The organism is Paraburkholderia guartelaensis (assembly GCF_004353905.1).
Lineage (GTDB): Bacteria > Pseudomonadota > Gammaproteobacteria > Burkholderiales > Burkholderiaceae > Paraburkholderia > Paraburkholderia guartelaensis.
In genome coordinates, this window is the sequence record NZ_SMOD01000048.1 from 1 (window position 1) to 17,107 (window position 17,107).

Sequence of the window (17,107 nt, forward strand, 5' to 3'; positions counted from 1 at the left end):
TGGCTCGCAGCAACTTCTCTGGCGCGATGCTCGGCCGCCCGCCCTTTATGTCCGCTTCGTACATCTGGGCGAACTGTCGATCCATCTTCGCCAGCGCTTCATTCGCCATCACGCGGATCGAACGCAACGGATGCGACTTGGGGACGAAGTCGTCCAGCTTGCGCATGGAAAACAGACTCTCGGTGAATGTGTCGGCGCCGCGCATGATCTCCAGGGGACAAGTAGTGGTCCATCTATCAACGCCTCACGAGCTCTGCGCGATGACGTGTTTAAGCGGTATTTCAGCGGCCTGCTAAGCGACGTTTGTCTGACAGGATGGTGGCCGCGAACGAACGAAATTTTCACGGTTCGTTGATGCCGACGAACTCAGATCCGTAAGCGGCGTGTGAAATCTCTACGCCGCTTTCCGGGAGAATGCGAGCGCTTCTTCGAGGGTCTTGCAGCCTGTCTGCTTCAGGATTGCGTCCCGGTAGCCGTTGATAAGCGGCGTCTTGATGCCCTTTTTCGTGAGTTCTATCAGATAGCTGATACCATCCCGGTTCCCCGTTTTGAGGTGTTTCGCACTAGCAATGGCTCGGGCTGCCAGTTGATCGAGATTCAGTGGTTCAACCGCGCCGTCAAATGTCACGTAAAACACCAGCGGGATCCCGTGGAAATTGACAAGCTCCTGGACGGTAACGTCTTTAACGGACATGATGCCAACCTGTGGATGCTCACGCAGTACTTGGGTTTCCTGCTCAAAGAGCATTTTTACCACCTGCCTTGCATTGACGTCGCGTTTTAGCAATACGATTGTAGCGGGAATCATCGCGCCGCCCTTTTCAACTGGAGCCAATACGGGGCCACCGGCGCGTGCGTGAGAACATCGGGCCAACTCCACAGGGAACGGAGTGAAAACGTTCTCTGTGACGGTACCGACTGCAAATTCCTGAAAGCTTGAGTCGTACGGATTGTCAAGGGCGCCATATCTCAGAAGACCAATACGTGGCTGACCAGGGTCGATCCAGGTTTCGACATAGAACGTGGTAAATGGATCATACGCAATCTGTTTGAAGCAATTCAGTACGGTCGAGTCATCCTGCTTCAGCGTCTTGGCGATGGCTGGTAACGCTTCGCGTGCGCGCTTGCGATCGAGCTCCTGCGCGACCGACAGGTTAGTATCTGGAAGGTCGTAGTGCTTGAGATACCATCGAATCTCACAGGCACCCCTGAGGCCGAATGGTTTGATCAGCGCCAGCTGGTCCCGTAGATATAGCCACGCAATGGCCTGTCCGGCGATATCAGAAATAAAAATGAAGCTCAGGTTCGAACGCATCGCGAGACGAATCGGATCGCAGTACGCAATTTGAGTCACGGTGGTAATGTCCTCCTTTCTGAGTCGTTCGCGGATCTCTCTGTCCACGCCCTCGAGTTTGGAAATGGAGTCTGCCGCTTCATCAGATTCTTGCGCGACGTCAAGCTGCTTTTCGAATCGGCGCTGCATGAAGGAGATCAGGGCTGACAACGGAAAGGCACCCAAGGTGAAGGCGATGAAGGGGCTAATCCTGTCGGTAAAGAGCGAGGCGAAGGCATAGCCCATTGGGATCGCGACGAGCAGCCGCAAGGTACCCCATGCAACATCTGCAGGCGCGAAGTCAAGGCGTCGGGCACGCGAGATGAAGTCATTCGTCACCCACATGTAGGCACCCGTCGCCGCAGCAATAGCGGTGAATGGCAACTGAAAGAACGGATTGTGGATTCCGGTCTCCCGATTGAGTTCGCCAGGCTCACTGAGCACGGAAATAAAAACCAGGAACACAAAGATTAGCGTGACAAAACAGTGGATGATCATCGGTCCGATAAAAAATTTTCGACCGTACCATTTCTCGTAAAAACGCATAAATGCTGCGTTCATATCTGAGCCAGCGTTGAAGGGCTTGTCGAAACCAAAGGGCTCGTCGAAACCAAAGCGCTTGAAATACTCATGGCGCGCATGTTGATCCAGACCACCCATAATGTCCTTGCGCTTGGCGAACCAGCCGTATCGATAGTACCGGACCGGGCCCATCATGTTGAAGAAGACGCCAAGGAATGTCGCGCTCGCAAGCAGCCACCCACAGGGAGAAAGCAAATCGCGGAAAAATGCGTTCATTTGCTGTTTCATCCTCCGATAGTGGAGTGACATGAGGATGCGACATGGGATCTATGGCAAAACAATAGTAGGTCCAGTCAAATGGGGACATGATTTCCCGGTAGCTTTGTGCGCTTTCCCACACAAGCAAGGGCTCTCACTCCCGATTTCCTGAGCGGCAGGCATGGTGTCGATGGCCAGTGCGCGAGCACGAACGTGCCTTGGCCACTAACGGTGGCTATCGGGTTATGGCCCCGTACGGGATGAAGGTGACGATTACATTTTCCTTTGCGCTCAGGGTGCCGTCGGCATTGGCCATAAGTTTCCGTGCGATCCCGAGTTTTGTCGATCGGTCCAGGAGCGTGACCGCATTCAGGTTCTGCGCTCCTCCCAGGCCCGAGGCGACGAAGCTGATCGCATCGTTGCCATAGACGTCCGTCAGGGTCGAGGTGATCGCCGACATCGAGACGGCTCTGGTGAAAATAGCCGGTGGCGTGTAGATGCCTTCAGTAAATAAGGCATCCTTACTTTTAGAATCCTCCCGATCCGTTCGATGACGCAGGCGAAGCGACGGCAAGACCGCCATGCCATCCAAGAGCGAATGCTTCTACGACTAGGCAGTGATGCCTCAGCGTGTCGGACGGACGATCGCTGCAGTTCAGTGGCATCCGCGGAGTATCTGACCTCCCTCCCCTTTGCCGATCGGTTTATGGCGAAGCGGTCGAGTCAGACAGGCCGCCTGCGGGTTCGTTGTATCTGACGGCGCTGATGTGAAATTGTTCATTCATTGCGTTCCCAGTGAAAACGAAAGTGTCGCCGCGATCTCTCAGTACCGTGTGCTTCCGGAACAGCGGCAGTGACACGTTCACTGCGGCTTACATCTATCCGTGATTTTTGGTCTAACTAAGATTCCAGATCAATTTAACATAAGCTTTAATATCTCTGGAGAAAAGACGATTAGCTGACTCGCACATACCTGCTAGTGCTGGCCGTCTTCAGCATTCTCGGCATCAAGGAATATGTCAGCTTGTCACTTCGCATACGCAGCAATTTCTCAGTCGAATCAACTGTGAGCTTGATGCGAGGCATCAACTCATCGGTACAGCGGATGCCGGATATATATAGTCGTTTGTATTCATTCCTGCCAAGCGCAAGCGCTTCGAAAGACTACGAAAATCGAGATGGCTTTAATCGATAAACTGTGCGCTACACAACATAACCATTGTGCTTTCTCTATCGCCTCCGGCATTATCCGCTAGCTTTCCTATTAGTAGACTCCGACGCTTCAACAACGAAGCAAGGGCAAGCCCCTCCAATACTGGCGCTTCGGATCATGAAAATACTCAACTATCTCGCCGTCACTGCATTGATGCTGGCACTAGTGCCTGGCATCGCAATGAGTGATGCAATCGCCCCTCCCCTTACTAATCTCCCGACTACGCCCAGCGAAGCGAAAGCGCAAGCGCTCGCCGTTGCCAAGAAGTTTGCTACCCCGGGGACTCCCGCCTATCTCGACGCAGTCATGGCGGCGTATCAGCACCTGAAAGAGAACAAATCTCTCAATACACTTACGAAAGCCGAAGTGAGTCAGACGCGATTCTCGGCTGCGATCAAGAACCCGCAGGTCCTAAAGGAACTCATCTACAAGCCGGAAATGATCAATCCGGATCTGTCAGTTGACACCGATCAGGACTACCCTACTGTCGTAAAAATTGTCGCGCCTTCTGGCGCCTGGTGTACCGGTACGTTGATTGGCCATCATGCGGTATTAACCGCCAACCACTGTAGCTGCATCGGTTTGCCAGCGCAGATTGAGACAGGTGCGTCGCCGACTGTCGTTGGAAACGTGACTGCATCACATCAGTTCAAACCGCTTGATTGCGCGAGTTTCATGAGTCTCACCGGACCGCAGCAAGTGGCCGCTCTAGATAAGTTGGGCGGAGACATCGCGGTCTTGACCGGAAGTGACGAATTGAATCCAGGAAGTTATCCCCTCTATCAATTGGGATGGAGTGCCGGTGACGGCCCACAGTTCACGATGGTTAGTTATGGCACCGTCTTCCCGGCGTCATCCGAAGCGAAATGGCAAGGTACCGTGATTGCCGCGCCATGCGTACCGCCGACAGGTACACAGGCAGGTTGCGGCCAGAGTGAACTACTGGGACACCCCACTCGCTTGGCGTCTGCCAATGGAGGCGCAATCGCAGACATCTGCTCGGGTGACAGTGGAGCGGGCTTATTGACCGGTCCTTTAAGTCAACCAAATCGCATCAGTGCGATCGTGTCCCGTTCCGCATCGGGAGTTCCAGCGATCAACAATCAATGTGCTGGTGGAGGCGGGGTATACGAGGAGATTACCCCGGCGGTAGTGAGCTGGTTAAAACAATTTACGAACTGAGAGAAAGGCTATGAAGACAATAATGGCCGTCATATTCTTCACGTGCGCAGTGCTTGCTGGCTGCGCAAGCGGGCCTAAAAAGGCAGACCCGAGGGTTGTCTACATATGGCCCATGGACAGGTGCCCCAGTGAGGCCGCCGTGGGTGGTGCAGCGCCGAAGTTTGCAGCGGCGCCGGCGATACTCGCCGCACTTGGTGGTGACTTAATCAACGCGGCACTGGCAGTCCCCTTCGCTGCATTGAATAAAGCCGCGCAGGCAGATGCTGGGGGATTCTCTGTCAGCAACTCGGAGAATCGCAACTTTTATACCCTTAATACAAAAGCCACAGTAACAGCGCCGGGCTGCTTTATCGTCGCATATGCCGCTCCCGGTGGAGGAAAGAGTTGGTGCGACGATCCCAATTTCAGTGCTTCGGTACCCCGATGCAAAACCGCAGACCAGGCAACTCCGGAATTTGATATCTTACCTGTGCGCGAGCCATTGTTCATTGCGTCTGATAGCGGTGGGGCACCAAACTACGCGTTGGATCCGCTTCTGGCGACTGGGAACGATATCAAATCACATCTCGCGTTACCGGAATTCTATGTCGAACTTGCAATAAGAAGTTCTCCTGGAGCCAGCAACATTGTGGCGTTGGAGCCAGTCGCTATGTTCTACCCACATAGCCTCTTAACTGGTGATAGTTGCTCGCAGGAGAATGGGCAAGATTGCAGTCGTCGACTGCTGACGGTGACGATTTCGCTCCTGGGTGCAACAGCCGGGTCCTCAACTACAGCTGCCAAGTTTGGCGTCGTATTCCCGGCGATAGCGCCAAGCCCGCAGCTAACGAATACTACCTGGTCACTTTCTAGCTCGCTTGCGTGGTCAGCACTCCCCTCATTTGATGCAACGGCAATCGAGAAAAGCTTTACAGACGCCAGCTTCCAATCGTTGGCAGGTGCCTATCCGAAAGGGAATTCTATCCGCGTCTATCCCATTATCCTTAGCGTGGTTCTTTCAGAGGCAAAAGATCCGAACATATATCTGCAGGCGCTAAACGGGGCATTCAATCAACAAGCACAAACTCAGCTGGCTACCGCCATCACTAATGGCATTCCCTATGGTGGTATGCCTTCCGTAGATGCCCAGGCAACGGCGAAAGCAGCAGGCCTGGTATTGACCGACCAAGCCAGTGTAGCCACAGCGCAAGCTGCCCTTTACAAGGATTGCGCAACACCTCAGGTTGCGAATACCGATCTCGCCATCCTGATTACGAAGGAAAAACAAGCGAATCTCGATGCCACACTCGCCGGCCAGCCGCAGCCGTACCCGGATCTACAGAAGGCTGGTACTGAAGCATGCAAGACAGCAAAGGCCGAATGAACGTTGCTTCGCCGCAGCATGCTCTGATATTTCACTCGAGATGCTACGGTGCTGCTTTCGCGCGCCATTCGGCCTGCAAACCCACCACACTTCGCCATGCCTACCGTTTCCATCGTTGTCCCCTGCTTCGATCAGGAGGCGTTCATCGCTGAGGCCCTTGATTCCTTGCTCGCGCAGTCATACACCGACTGGGAGTGCATCGTCGTGAATGACAGCTCGACCGACGGCTCCAGGGCCATCGTCGACGCCTACGCGCAGAAAGACAGCCGCATCCTGGCATTGACCAAGGAAAACGGCGGCGTCGCGGCGGCGCGCAACTTCGGTTTCTTCCAGGCGAGAGGCTCGCTCTTTGTGCCGCTCGATGGTAACGACAAAATCCACCCTGACTACCTCAAGCGCGCCGTCGAGTGTTTCGAGGCGTTCCCCAATACCGTGCTTGTGCATACCGGTACGCAGAGCTTCGGTGAAAAGCGCAAGGTCTGGCGGTCGCCGGAGTACAGCTACGAAAAGCTCCTCTGGCAAAACCTGATCGTCAACACGACCATGTACCGCCGCGAGGCGTTTCAGCGCGCGGGTGGCTATGCGCCGGAAATGGTGCATGGGTTCGAGTACTGGGAATTCTATGTGCGCCTGCTCGGCCCGGATGCGCATGTGCAGTACATCCGGGAGCCGCTTTACCTCCACCGCATCACGAAAAGCTCGCGCTCGACCGAACTGGTGGAACAGGGCAAGGTCGAGGAGTCGCAACGCCTCATTTACGAGCGCAACCGCGAACGGTATGCCGATCACAATGCGAACCCGATCAGCATATTCGACAAGCGCATGAAAGACTTCGCACCCATGCACGCCACGCGCTACAAGCGGCAGGCCCGCTATCTGCACGCCGGATATGGCGTGCTCGTCGTGGTTCTGCTTGGCGTTATCGGCTTGCTCGTCGCGGCAGGCTAGAACAACGATTCGGGTGTGGATGCCACGTCGACGTAGCCAGCATGTGATAGGGCCGCAAGGAAAAGGCTCGCCAGGCTTGAGTCGCTGTAACCAGAAAAATGCACGAAACGCAAAGGGACCCCTTAACAACGGCGTCGCACACTCAGAACGGCGTTTGGGCAAACGGGTTGTGGCCGTTCGAGCATCAGAGGGTCGGCTTGCCGTCGTCGGAGGGCTTCGGCCAATCCTGTGCCAGTCGATCGGGCTGCGGCTGTGGCAGTGGATCGGCGGGTGGGCGGGCACCAGGCGTCGCGAGCATGTGCTGCACCTGCTGGTCGACGCGCGCGTGGCGATAATGATCCATCGCCCGGTTCAGTCGCTCGTCGCTGAACTGCACGCGTAGCCCGGCATCCACGGCCACCCTCGCGGCCGCCAACTGGTGTGCGTCTTCGCCAGTCAGTTCGAGCGTGCGACCGAACTTGCTCTGCGCAAGCCGCAGCCCGGTTTCGATGGCGGACCGCTCCGCCTGCAGCACCTGAACACTGGTGCCACGATCACGAACAATGTCGCGGCCATCATACCGATAGGTGACGTGGCCACGCTCGTTGACCGACCAGGACAGACCAGGCGAGCGGAAAATGATCGCGTTGTATTCGTCCTGTGCGTGACGCCGCGGCGTGTTCGGCCGGATCACATTGAAGGCTTCGCCGCTGAGGTCGGCATTGACCTCGACCGCACCCGATACACGCTCCGGGCCCGCAGTGCGTTGCAACTCCTCGAGCGCGCGCTCATCGCCCTGCTCCGCCCGTGTGCGCAGCCAGCCGGAAAAGCTCGGGCCGCCTGCGGCTCCGAATTTTTCCTTGAGTGCCGCCCGCTCGCGTGCGATCGACTCCCGCAGCGCGTCGTCGCGGCCCAGTTGCCCGGCGCGTGCGAGTGACGTCGCCGCTCGTCGGCCAACCGGTGTGAGCCGCACATCCTGCCGGATTTCCGCGCGCCTGGCGTCGAACGCTGCGCGGATCTCAGCGCGGCGCCACTGTTCATTTGCGCGCTGTGTGAGCCACGCGTCGCTTCGGGCCAAGACATGCGCTTCGCGCGCGACCGAGTATTCGCGCCAAAGTGCCGCGCGTGGCAGCTCGCGCGGATCCGGAACCGGCTCACCGGCCTGCTGTCGCTCATACACTGCGCGTAGCAATGGTGCGGCTTCACGCCACGACAGATTCAGTTCTTTAGTCAGGAAGTCCGACACGTTGAGGTTGCGCGAGCCCGCGCGGATGCGATCGGCGCCGTCGCGGCCCGTCGTGACCGCATATTTCGCGGGCCGCACGCCGTGCGTGTGCGACAGTTCGGCAAGCAGGCGACTGGCATCGAGACCCTGGCGAATCTCACGAAACTCAGCGTGCTGACTACCTGACTCATCGCGCTGCCGAAGCTCGCGCGCGAGTTGCGAGACCACACTGTCCGAGACGCGGCCAGTGTGTCGCGGTGTGGCATACGTGGCGTCGTCGGCGCGAGAGCGGCGCGACCGGTACGGTGGAACATCAACCGCGAATGCGTGCGGCGTCCGCAGCATTGGCAGGCTTGCCTCGAACTCGAACGACGCGTCGATCGAGTCGAACCGGTCTGGAAACGCGTCTCGCCGGTTGCCGGAAAACCAGCCTGGCGGCGACGTGCCGGATGGTGTCCATGCCGGATGCTTCCGCATCACTGGCAGGGTGTCGAACGGATCGCCGAACGCATAGTGCCTCTCAAGCGCACGGTGGTACGCGTCCAGCCCGACTGGGGGAGCTGCGTGCCCTACTCGTTGCGCTGCAGGCTCTCCATCGCGATCTGTAGCCCGTCGCAGGCCGTGCGCGGATACGGCGCCGTCTGGCTCCAGCTGGTGAAACGCATGATGCGGCAATAGCACTGCAGATCGATGTCCGATGCCGTCCACAGGGCGGCCGGGCACGTTTCGCACAGCGTTGAAGGGTTCGGGCGCCGGGTACGCCCCACCTGGGATAAGGTCAAACTCGGCATCGAGCCCGCCGTATCCATCGTCGAAGGGTTCGGACGTGTCGAGTTCTGTTTCGCGCCCGCCTGGCCCGTCGACTGAGTCGGGCGGCTGGGCGCCGAATTCAAATGCGCGTCCGCTTCTGTGAAGATGTCCTCCGAGGCTTGGGAGGGAGTCGTCTGCTCGTTCATGATGTGCCTTCAGATGTTGTGCGTAAAAGCCGCGTTCAAGATCCACAAGCATCAGCTCGCGGTCGTGGGGAGAGGATTCCTGATAACGCTGGTACTGACGGCTGCCGCTGTTGAGATACTTCACTTCGCGCGCGCGGGTGGTGTACCACTCATCCAGCACGGCCGCTATGTGCGCTGGTGTGCGTCTGGGCGCAACGCCAGCCTCATAACGGTCGGCCGCATCTGCCGACAGCGCCTGCAGCTTTTCGGCGGTCGGCAGTGCGATGAATTCAGGCGTGAATACATATTCCTTGAGGTTCACCCCCTTGGCGGCGCCAGCCGGCTTCACATTCAGGTAGGCGCTGTCGAGACCGGCATTGCGCATGCGCACGGCACCGTGCTCGTGCAGCAGCGCCATGAAATCCGCATGGGTCTCTATCTGGCGATCCAGCACCGCGTCAAGAATCTGTTCCTTCAGCTCGCGACTGTTGGCACGGAACAGGTCGCCACGGTAGCGGCTGATCATTTCCGATGCGTCGGTCAGCAGCGTGCGCCGGTTGTCTTTCGGACTCGCAAGGCCATACTGGGCGTTTACATGCTCCTGGAACGCGTCGATGAAGCTCAGGTTGGAGCGCACGTAGCCGAGCGGTTCCAGGTGCCTTTCAGCCAGCAGGTTCCAGCGCGGAATGACGATATGGATGTGCGGCTTGCGCTCAACCAGTTCGCCAGTGCGCTGGTCCACATAGCTCTTGATCCGGGGCAGGTGTGCCTCGGCATAGAAGCTGTATTCGTCCGGGCGGTAGGCGTGCAGCGCGAACGCCTCGAACTCCCGCACGATCTGAAACATCGTTTCCCGGGCGACGTGATCCTCCTTGAAGGAGAGCGTGATGGACAGGTAACGTTCGACACCGGGTGCGGCATTGATCGACTGGATCACTGCGTCGGTCAGGTCGAGATCACCGGCGAGCACCACACGTTCATCAAGGTCGTCGCGATCCAGGTCGCGGCCAACCTTGCGGCCTTCCTCGAGGTACTGCTTCACGCCGTCGTGACGGCCGTCCACTCTAATCAACACGATGGAGATGGGCCTTCAGCAGTTGCGTGATCAACTCCAGCTCGTCGACCAGGGCGACAAACGTGGATTCGGATAGCCGACCAGCCACGCGCGCCGTGTTCGCCACGTGCACAAGCTGGTTGAGGTTGTTGCCAGTCTTGTTGATCACGTACATGATTCGTTGCCGCTCAATGGTCGCGGGTGGGCGCGCGACGATCTGCGTGCGGTTCGTCAGGATGCATTCGCGCAAAAAAACAGACGGACTCATGCCGGAGCGTTCGACCTTTTCATTGAAGACCTGCCACTGTTCTTCGGTGAGCCGCGTGCTGACCGGCCTGCCGAGCGCCTTTTGCGCTTTTTTGCGACCACGGCGCCTGGCTTGCGCCACAACATTGAGATCGTCTGCGCTCATCGCATGTTTTCCGTTACCAGAGAGACATCGGGCAGCGAACTGCCGCCACCGGCGTGCAACAGTCAGGGGCCGTACTGGGTTCGCCCGTATTGCGAATTGACTGGCCCCTTCACGTCACTCCCGGCTGACTGGCACTGGTTCAGGAAATCGCCTCGCGCGTTGGCCGTGCCGCCCTCATCGAAGTGACCGTGATGAAAACGGACGATGGAAAAGTAGCCCGTCTCGTATTCGGCGCACGTTTTGCCGCCATTGCCACCCATGATCAACCCGGCGAGACAGAGCACCGCGCCACACGCGTCCTGGTTATCATCGGCGTGCGCCCGCGGCGTGGCGAGCGCACAGGCCAGTGCCGCGCTGCACAGCGCGGCCGCAATCGACCGTCGTTTCATTGCGTTCATGATCTAACGTTCCCCTCCAGGAGATGCGGTGGTTTTCGGCTACGTGAGCGTGTGTGCCAGACGGGCAACGACCCAGATGAGCGCGGCGCCCGCGCAGAACGCAATGCCCATGAAGGCGACGAGCGAACCGGTTGCTGCAACTGCCGGATTCGTGGGTACGACGCGACCACGCGATTCAACGGCAGCCCGCAGCCGCGCCAGTTCGTCCACGACATCCGCGGTTGCCGCACGTCGCGCCTGGTCAGCCGCCTTCGCGGCCACCTCGCCGATGAACGCCTGGCGCGATTGCGTGAGCAGCTTCGTCAGTTGCGTGTTCTCCTCGCGCAGCGCCTGCACCGTCGCGGTCAGTTTCTGGTCGGTGGACTCCATTAGCGCGACAACATGGTGTTGTGCATCCACGACCTTCATCTGCTCGATCAGGATCTCCGCGAGCACGGCCAGCTCGTTCGACGCCGGCATCGTGGCGATCACCTGGCCCAGGCGCTCAGACGCACGCCCGGCGTGATCCGGCTGCGGCGTCGGCTCGTTCATGCATCGACCCCTGCCATCAGTGCGGTAAACGCCTGATCCATCAACGGCTGGATCGACAGCGCCTTGCGCTTGAGGCCAACCAGCCTCACGAGACGGTCCTTCTCCGGAGCGCTGGCAGCGTCGACCAGCTGCGCCTTGTAGTCCATCCCGTCGGTCGCGATATCGTGGATCGTGCGACCGGCGGCCGCCGCAAGCGTAAACACGTCGTTCCTTGGGATCAGCGCATCCTGATTCAGTTCGAAAGTCCGCTTACGCTCATGCAGTTCGAACAGTTGCCCGAAGTGCCGGCGCAGCGTCAGCTCGCGTTCCTCGCTCCTGACCAGATCGACCTTGTTGAGCAGCACACGGATGCGCCCAGGCTCGACACCGAGATCCGCGAGCATGTCGATCGTCTTGATGGTGTCCTTCATCTGCTTGCTCTCCGGTTCGACCGGCACAATGAAGCACGCGTAATCCTCCTGTGCCCCTTCGGCACCATCGAGGCGCTTGAGATACTCCTCGACGTTCGATGCACCGATATCGACCAGCAGATCACGGCCGCGCATCAGGTCGTCATGCAGTTCATCAAAGCGCGCGGCAATCATCACCTCGACCTTCGGGCCGGCCGAGTCATCCGTATTGATTGACTCAATCTGGCGTACCGACATGGACGGCAGCCTTGGCGCGAGCAGTTCGCGGGTCACGGTAGTCTTGCCGACGTTGCCCGAGCAGTTCACGATAGCCATACTCATTTCGAAATCCTCATCAATATTGGGAGTTTCGCCACTTACATCACCTTCGGCGCCAGGCCGCCTGTCTGCGCTTGCGCGGGCAGCCGGCTGTTCGACGGGCCCGATGCAGGCGCGGCCTTCGGCGCCGTCCACGCCGCATGCAGCTCGGCCGCGCGCCTGTCGACCTCGGCCGGGCCGGCGTCACGACCCAGTTCGCCGCGTGCAATCCGGGCCTCGATCTCCGTGCCCGCCTGCATGCGAGCGTCGAACCGGCGAATCACCTCGGCACGCATGCGCGCGGGTGCCCGCTCAAGTGACTTTTCAAGGACTTCGCGCAACTGCGCGACGGTTTTGGGTGCTTCAGGCGTGGGGGGTGCCGCCATGTCCGCTGCAGGCGAGAAACGCGCAGCGCGCAGTGCCTTCGACGGCGCGGCCGCTGGATTCTCCGTCGCCGGGTTCGCCTTCTGCGCGACATCCGGCGAGGGTGACGTTCCGGCCTTGATCGTTAGTGCCGCACGTTCACGCTTCGCGGCCTCAAGCAATGCCTCGTCGCTTTCGGCCGGCTTGAAGCCCTTTACGTCCACATCCGCGAGGGACGCTTCGATCCACGCGTTGCGGCAGAACGTTTCGCTGCCGCGCACGACGATTGAATCCCAGTTCTTGGCCTTCGCCACCGCCACCATGTCGGCAATCGTTGCGCGATCGTTCTGCCGGGAGTTCAGGCGTGTCCCCACGTCCTCGAAGTGCGGCTGAGTGGTCGCTCCTGGAGCCCGCTGCGCGCCCGGCTTATCTTCCATGCCTTCGAGCTTCCAGAACCGCCCATCCTTCACCAGGTAGCGCGAGGCGACGTGAGCGGGCACGTCGTAGCCGTCTTTCGTCACGACCGGCTTGCGTGAGGCAGGATCGACGCCGATCTGGTTGTCGCGGCTGTCGGCGACACCGGCAACGCCAGCCTCGTGCGCGTCTGCCGCTGCACCGGCGTCGCCCGCGTGCTGCCCTGGCATCGGCTTGCCCTGTTCGCGCAGCAACCGCTCGGCGGCCGCCCGCTCGCCGTCGCGCACCGTTCGCACGCGCTCCAGATCCTGCGTCGACACGGAATCGAACACCGGACGCTCGGGTTCGTTCGCCGGATTTTTTGCGTCCGTTTCATTCTGTGCGGACGTCTGCGTGCGCTGGATCTGCGTGTCGATCATGCCCGACACCGCCGGTGCGTCCATCGACGTATCGTTCGCAGCGCGGCCGGGCTGAACGACAGGTTCGTTAGCCGCCGCCGCGTTGACAGTCGGGCGAGCGACGTCCTCGTTGCCGGGCACGGCGTTTCCCGTGATGCCACGCAGCCGCATTGCGTCGTCGATTGCCGCTGCATCGCCGACGTCGGCAAAGGTCACCGCATAGCCATCCGTCTTGACGTCCGGCTGCGCCTGCGAGGCTGGAGATTGCGCCGGTGATGCATCGACCTGCCTGTCGAGTGCTTCACGCACGTGGGTCACGAACGGCTCGCGGGCGGCCGGCGACAGAAACGCAAGCTCTTGATCGAGTGCGGCGGCAACTTCGGGCGCGATCTTGCCTTTCCCGAACTCCTCGCTGATGCGCCCTGTCAGCTCGCGAAAGTCGGCCAGGTCTTTCGCCACCATCGACCAGTCCGTTCTGTCCTCGTGCTCACGACCGGTCGCAGGCATCGTGGCCACAGGTTCGAGCGCTTCGGCGATGTCAGCGAAGGTGGCAATGCCGTCGTTGCGCTCTGGCTCGCGATGGCGATGCCGGTGTTGCGGCGCGACGCTTGCCCCGTCAACCGGAGGCGCGTCGTCCACCGGGTCGGAATCCGTCACGTCGCGCGCAGGCGTGCGCTCGTCGATTTCCATCGGACTCAAGCCCGCTTCATCGCGAAGTTTGGCCAGCGCTGCGGCTGCCCGTGGCGGCAGGGTCCCGGCCGCAAAGCCAGTGCGGTTGCGGATCTGCTCGCCAATCGCGCGCTCGCCATCGACAGCGTTGCCGGACATGCGCCACGCTTCACGATGGATCGACTCCAGCCGCTGCTCAAGCGCGAGCGTATGGTTGACCTCGTTGCCTCGCAGCGTGATCGCCGTCGTAATCGACTGGATCATTTCACGAAAGCGCCGGCCGAGCGCCGCGTCGTCCAGCTTCGGCTGAGCAGCGTGCCGGCCAACGCGCGCGCCCTGCACATACAGATGTTGCCGGTCGGCGAAATACTGGTGCCGCGCCTGGACACTGGCGTCCCGCACTCCGTCAATCATCTCGAACGCGGAGGCACCCTGCGCGCGCAAGCGGTCCCGTGCCTCCAGCCCCGCCTTTTCCGCGGCGGCCTGAAGGGAGTCCCGCACGAAGGCGTGGGACTCATCGAGCGGTTGACCCATTAGCTCGCTCAGCCGTACGGCTTCCCGCTCGATGTCGGCTTCACTGCCGAACAGCGTCTGCTGCTGCCCGCGTACTGGTTGACGTGCCGGCCGGCCGTCCTGCGCTGTCTGCGGCTCATGCGCTGGAATCCACCGCGCAAACGGCCCAACGTCAGTGCCACCCGGCACGTACCATTTTTTCGATCGCCGGTCGAACCTGGCGCCCAGATCGTGCGCCGCGTCCTTCTCCCTGAACGGGACGTCCAGATACGTCCGTTTGCCTTTCGGCCTTTTCGGGTCAGCCATTTAATACCTCCTTTGCCTCGTTGTCCGCCGGCGCGACAGACGCGAGCGCCGGTTCAATCCCGTCCTGGACAGCGTCATCCCCGCCTGCCACGTTGAAATCGATGCGGATACCCCCGAGCATTTCGCGCACGTCCGCGCGCATCACGACGCCGAGCTCGGCCAGGTCAGCCTCGAAGCCTGCGAGCGCCATGCCGGTCGCGAGTGGCCCGGGTGTGCGCTGGTCGAGCGCGAGAAGCTCGGCCGCGGTCAACGGCTTCGCACCGGCCTGACGTGCAAGACGGATCTCGCCAGCGGCCCTCGCCGACAGCGCCGCGTGATACGTCTCGGGGCTGTGCGTCGGGATACCGTTCGCGCGCAGCTCACCGGCACGCCAGGCCGCCTTGATTTCGTCTTCGGTGGGCAGGCGCTTGTTGATTGCAGCGAGCATCGGACTGACCGAGCGCATGCGGTCGATGAACAGGTCATCCTCGTAATAGGTCGCCTTCTCGCACAGGATCGGACGCTGGAAACCAAGCACGATTTCCTGGTCCTGCTCCATGCGCTTCAGTTCCTGATCGAGCATCAACGCGCGGCCCTGATCTGACGTGTTCGTGCCGGTCGACGTGTTGCGGCCGTGATTACGGCTTTTCGAGGTTGCCTTCTCGGTGAACGTGCCCAGCGTCTCGGACAGTTCCTTTGCATCCTGCTGGTTGCCAGGCGCATACGCCACCAGCACTGCGTGGTTGGTGATCAGCGTGCGCGCCCCGGCCGGCCCGTACAGATCGTTCGGCTCCAGCTGCGCCTTCGACTGCAGGATCGTGAGCAGGCGAATCCAGTAGCCCGCGATGAACGCGTTGCCCTTGTCGAGTACCTCGATGCGACCGAGCGCAGTAAATTCGTCCCCCACGCCAAGACACTGATATTTGATGGCCGGATCGTCGCCCGGCAGCACGTCGAGGTTGTCCTCGATCCACTGCGTGTAGAACAGGTTGCCGAGCAGGCTCGCGACGGCAAGCTCACGCACCGGCAGCACAACGTAGATCGACATCAGCTCGCGCCGCACGCGGTCGAGCTCGAAGTCGCATGCGCTCGTCGCCTGGTCGACGATCGGGTTACTGAACAGGCGCAGACCGGCGTTAAACGTCGCAACAATGTTCAGCATCGTCTCGTCGGGCGAGGCCAGCACGCGCGAGAGCGCGCCCAGGCAGTCGCCCGACAGCGGCACCCCCTTCTGCGGCTCGTGCTGCATCAGGTCCGACAGGTGCTCACGCACTTTCCTGTCGGGCGTGCTCGCGAGCCGCAACACCTGTCCGAACGTACACTCACCCGTCATCTCCATCAGGTAGAGCGCGAGGCCCATGAACAGGTCACTCGCCTGCTCATAGAAGAACTTGTTGCGACCGTCGGTCGTGTGATACAGGCGCGCTGCAATCGCCTGCAGGCGACCGACCCGCACGAAGGATGCACTCTTCGCAATCCTGAAAAGCGGATTCCAGCGGTGCGTGTAGCCAGTCTGATCAAATGGCGCCCAGCGAAACACCTGCTGGCCGCAGGCCTGCCGGTACCGCGACGTCAGGTCGTAGTTCTCTCCCTTCACATCGAGTACGACCACCGAATCCGGAAAGGTGAGCAGATTCGGGATCACAATGGCTGCACCTTTGCGTGAACGCGTTCGCGCAGCAACCATCACGAACTCCGTTCCGCGAAACGTCAGGTACTTGCCCTTGTAGCGCCCGACGATGATCGACGGGTCGCGGTGATCGCCCTTGCGGCCGCCCCTGTTTCGACTGCGCCCGTTAGCCTCATCGAGCAGGCCGTACCGCCGAACCTCGTAGCTGTAGGCGAAGCGGGCATCGCCATGCAGCTCGCGCTTCGGCTTCATGACCAGCGCCGCGACGATCGCCGCTACCGGCACAAGCGGTACGATGACCGATGCCGCTGTCGCCATTTGCAGCGAGCGTTTCACCGCCTTCACGTCGCCAAAGGCGCGCCAGTAGTCGTGCAGCGTCCACAGCCCGATTGCGGAGTCCGGCAACTTTTCCAGCTTCGCAAACAGCATCGCGCCGACGTACTGGCCGGCCGCAGCGAGACCGATCAGAACCACCAGTGCGAGCAGACCGGCCGCGATGATCCGGTCGGCAAGCGTCGCGGTTTTTAGCAGCACGGCGCTCGCACACACGCCCCACAACGCGCACGTCACGACGACAAGAGCAATCACGGCCCCCATTTCGACAGGATCGCTGATTGCGTCGAGATGAAGCAGACGGCCGACGGCGAACACGACTGCGCCGGACACAAGGCCAAGCAGGCCGCCAACAAGGAGACGGGCTTTCATGCTGACGTTCCCACTGCCGCGTGCGTCTGCCGCTCCTGGGGTTCCCGGCCGGTTTGCCTGCCACTGTCAC

At 60.4% G+C, this 17,107-nt stretch carries 13 protein-coding genes; 3 read left to right on the forward strand and 10 right to left on the reverse strand.

Going from position 1 to position 17,107, the window contains the following annotated elements:
* From E1N52_RS36755 to E1N52_RS36765, 3 genes are all read right to left on the reverse strand, one after another.
* The coding region (locus tag E1N52_RS36755; RefSeq protein ID WP_484217453.1) for a transposase at positions 1-205 on the reverse strand (205 nt) is incomplete at its 3' end.
* A 189-nt stretch (positions 206-394) separates the two neighbouring features.
* Complete coding sequence (locus E1N52_RS36760) at positions 395-2,131, reverse strand: hypothetical protein (RefSeq protein WP_133189195.1); 1,737 nt, start codon at positions 2,129-2,131, stop codon at positions 395-397.
* Between the two features lie 217 nt (positions 2,132-2,348).
* Positions 2,349-2,705, reverse strand: coding sequence for a hypothetical protein (locus E1N52_RS36765; RefSeq protein ID WP_133189197.1), 357 nt, complete (start codon positions 2,703-2,705; stop codon positions 2,349-2,351).
* A gap of 738 nt (positions 2,706-3,443) precedes the next feature.
* On the opposite strand from E1N52_RS36765, the gene E1N52_RS36770 reads away from it, so the two are divergent.
* The 3 genes from E1N52_RS36770 to E1N52_RS36780 all read left to right on the forward strand — a co-directional run bounded on the left by E1N52_RS36770 (position 3,444) and on the right by E1N52_RS36780 (position 6,819).
* The gene (locus E1N52_RS36770; RefSeq protein ID WP_133189199.1) at positions 3,444-4,508 is read left to right on the forward strand and encodes a trypsin-like serine protease; all 1,065 of its coding nucleotides are present in this window, start codon (positions 3,444-3,446) and stop codon (positions 4,506-4,508) included.
* A gap of 139 nt (positions 4,509-4,647) precedes the next feature.
* Entirely contained in the window at positions 4,648-5,871 is a 1,224-nt protein-coding gene (locus tag E1N52_RS36775) for a hypothetical protein (protein ID WP_133189201.1), read from the forward strand.
* A 96-nt stretch (positions 5,872-5,967) separates the two neighbouring features.
* A complete protein-coding gene (locus tag E1N52_RS36780) occupies positions 5,968-6,819 on the forward strand; it encodes a glycosyltransferase family 2 protein (RefSeq protein ID WP_133189203.1) in 852 nt (283 codons plus the stop codon).
* Between the two features lie 184 nt (positions 6,820-7,003).
* Here E1N52_RS36780 and E1N52_RS36785 read toward each other — a convergent pair whose 3' ends face one another.
* The 7 genes from E1N52_RS36785 to E1N52_RS36815 all read right to left on the reverse strand — a co-directional run bounded on the left by E1N52_RS36785 (position 7,004) and on the right by E1N52_RS36815 (position 17,037).
* Complete coding sequence (locus E1N52_RS36785; RefSeq protein WP_246089380.1) at positions 7,004-10,021, reverse strand: LPD7 domain-containing protein; 3,018 nt, start codon at positions 10,019-10,021, stop codon at positions 7,004-7,006.
* 1 nt (position 10,022) lies between these two features.
* On the reverse strand, positions 10,023-10,424 hold the full coding sequence (locus E1N52_RS36790; protein ID WP_133189207.1) for a plasmid mobilization protein: 402 nt from the start codon (positions 10,422-10,424) through the stop codon (positions 10,023-10,025).
* A 62-nt stretch (positions 10,425-10,486) separates the two neighbouring features.
* The gene (locus E1N52_RS36795) at positions 10,487-10,822 is read right to left on the reverse strand and encodes a killer protein (RefSeq protein ID WP_246089381.1); all 336 of its coding nucleotides are present in this window, start codon (positions 10,820-10,822) and stop codon (positions 10,487-10,489) included.
* A 39-nt stretch (positions 10,823-10,861) separates the two neighbouring features.
* Positions 10,862-11,353: a hypothetical protein gene (locus E1N52_RS36800; RefSeq protein ID WP_133189209.1), complete on the reverse strand. Its 492-nt coding sequence runs from the start codon at positions 11,351-11,353 to the stop codon at positions 10,862-10,864.
* Positions 11,350-12,078, reverse strand: a complete 729-nt coding sequence (gene stbB, locus E1N52_RS36805) for a StbB family protein (RefSeq protein WP_246089382.1) — start codon at positions 12,076-12,078, stop codon at positions 11,350-11,352. The genes E1N52_RS36800 and stbB overlap by 4 nt, the downstream gene beginning before the upstream one ends.
* Positions 12,079-12,119: 41 nt before the next feature.
* Positions 12,120-14,723 carry a DUF5710 domain-containing protein gene (locus E1N52_RS36810; RefSeq protein WP_133189211.1) on the reverse strand — a complete coding sequence of 868 codons (2,604 nt, stop codon included), beginning with the start codon at positions 14,721-14,723 and terminating at the stop codon, positions 12,120-12,122.
* The gene (locus E1N52_RS36815) at positions 14,716-17,037 is read right to left on the reverse strand and encodes a type IV secretory system conjugative DNA transfer family protein (protein ID WP_133189213.1); all 2,322 of its coding nucleotides are present in this window, start codon (positions 17,035-17,037) and stop codon (positions 14,716-14,718) included. Before E1N52_RS36815 ends, E1N52_RS36810 begins: the two co-directional genes overlap by 8 nt.
* Between the last annotated feature and the right edge of the window lie 70 nt (positions 17,038-17,107).

Excerpts from the sequence above, each read along its gene's own strand:
- E1N52_RS36795 (WP_246089381.1), bottom strand. The coding sequence starts at position 10,822 with ATGAACGCAATGAAACGACGGTCGATTGCGGCCGCGCTGTGCAGCGCG.
- E1N52_RS36760 (WP_133189195.1), bottom strand. The coding sequence starts at position 2,131 with ATGAACGCATTTTTCCGCGATTTGCTTTCTCCCTGTGGGTGGCTGCTT.
- E1N52_RS36770 (WP_133189199.1), top strand. The coding sequence starts at position 3,444 with ATGAAAATACTCAACTATCTCGCCGTCACTGCATTGATGCTGGCACTA.
- E1N52_RS36800 (WP_133189209.1), bottom strand. The coding sequence starts at position 11,353 with ATGAACGAGCCGACGCCGCAGCCGGATCACGCCGGGCGTGCGTCTGAG.
- E1N52_RS36815 (WP_133189213.1), bottom strand. The coding sequence starts at position 17,037 with ATGAAAGCCCGTCTCCTTGTTGGCGGCCTGCTTGGCCTTGTGTCCGGC.
- E1N52_RS36780 (WP_133189203.1), top strand. The coding sequence starts at position 5,968 with ATGCCTACCGTTTCCATCGTTGTCCCCTGCTTCGATCAGGAGGCGTTC.
- E1N52_RS36790 (WP_133189207.1), bottom strand. The coding sequence starts at position 10,424 with ATGAGCGCAGACGATCTCAATGTTGTGGCGCAAGCCAGGCGCCGTGGT.
- E1N52_RS36810 (WP_133189211.1), bottom strand. The coding sequence starts at position 14,723 with ATGGCTGACCCGAAAAGGCCGAAAGGCAAACGGACGTATCTGGACGTC.
- stbB (WP_246089382.1), bottom strand. The coding sequence starts at position 12,078 with ATGGCTATCGTGAACTGCTCGGGCAACGTCGGCAAGACTACCGTGACC.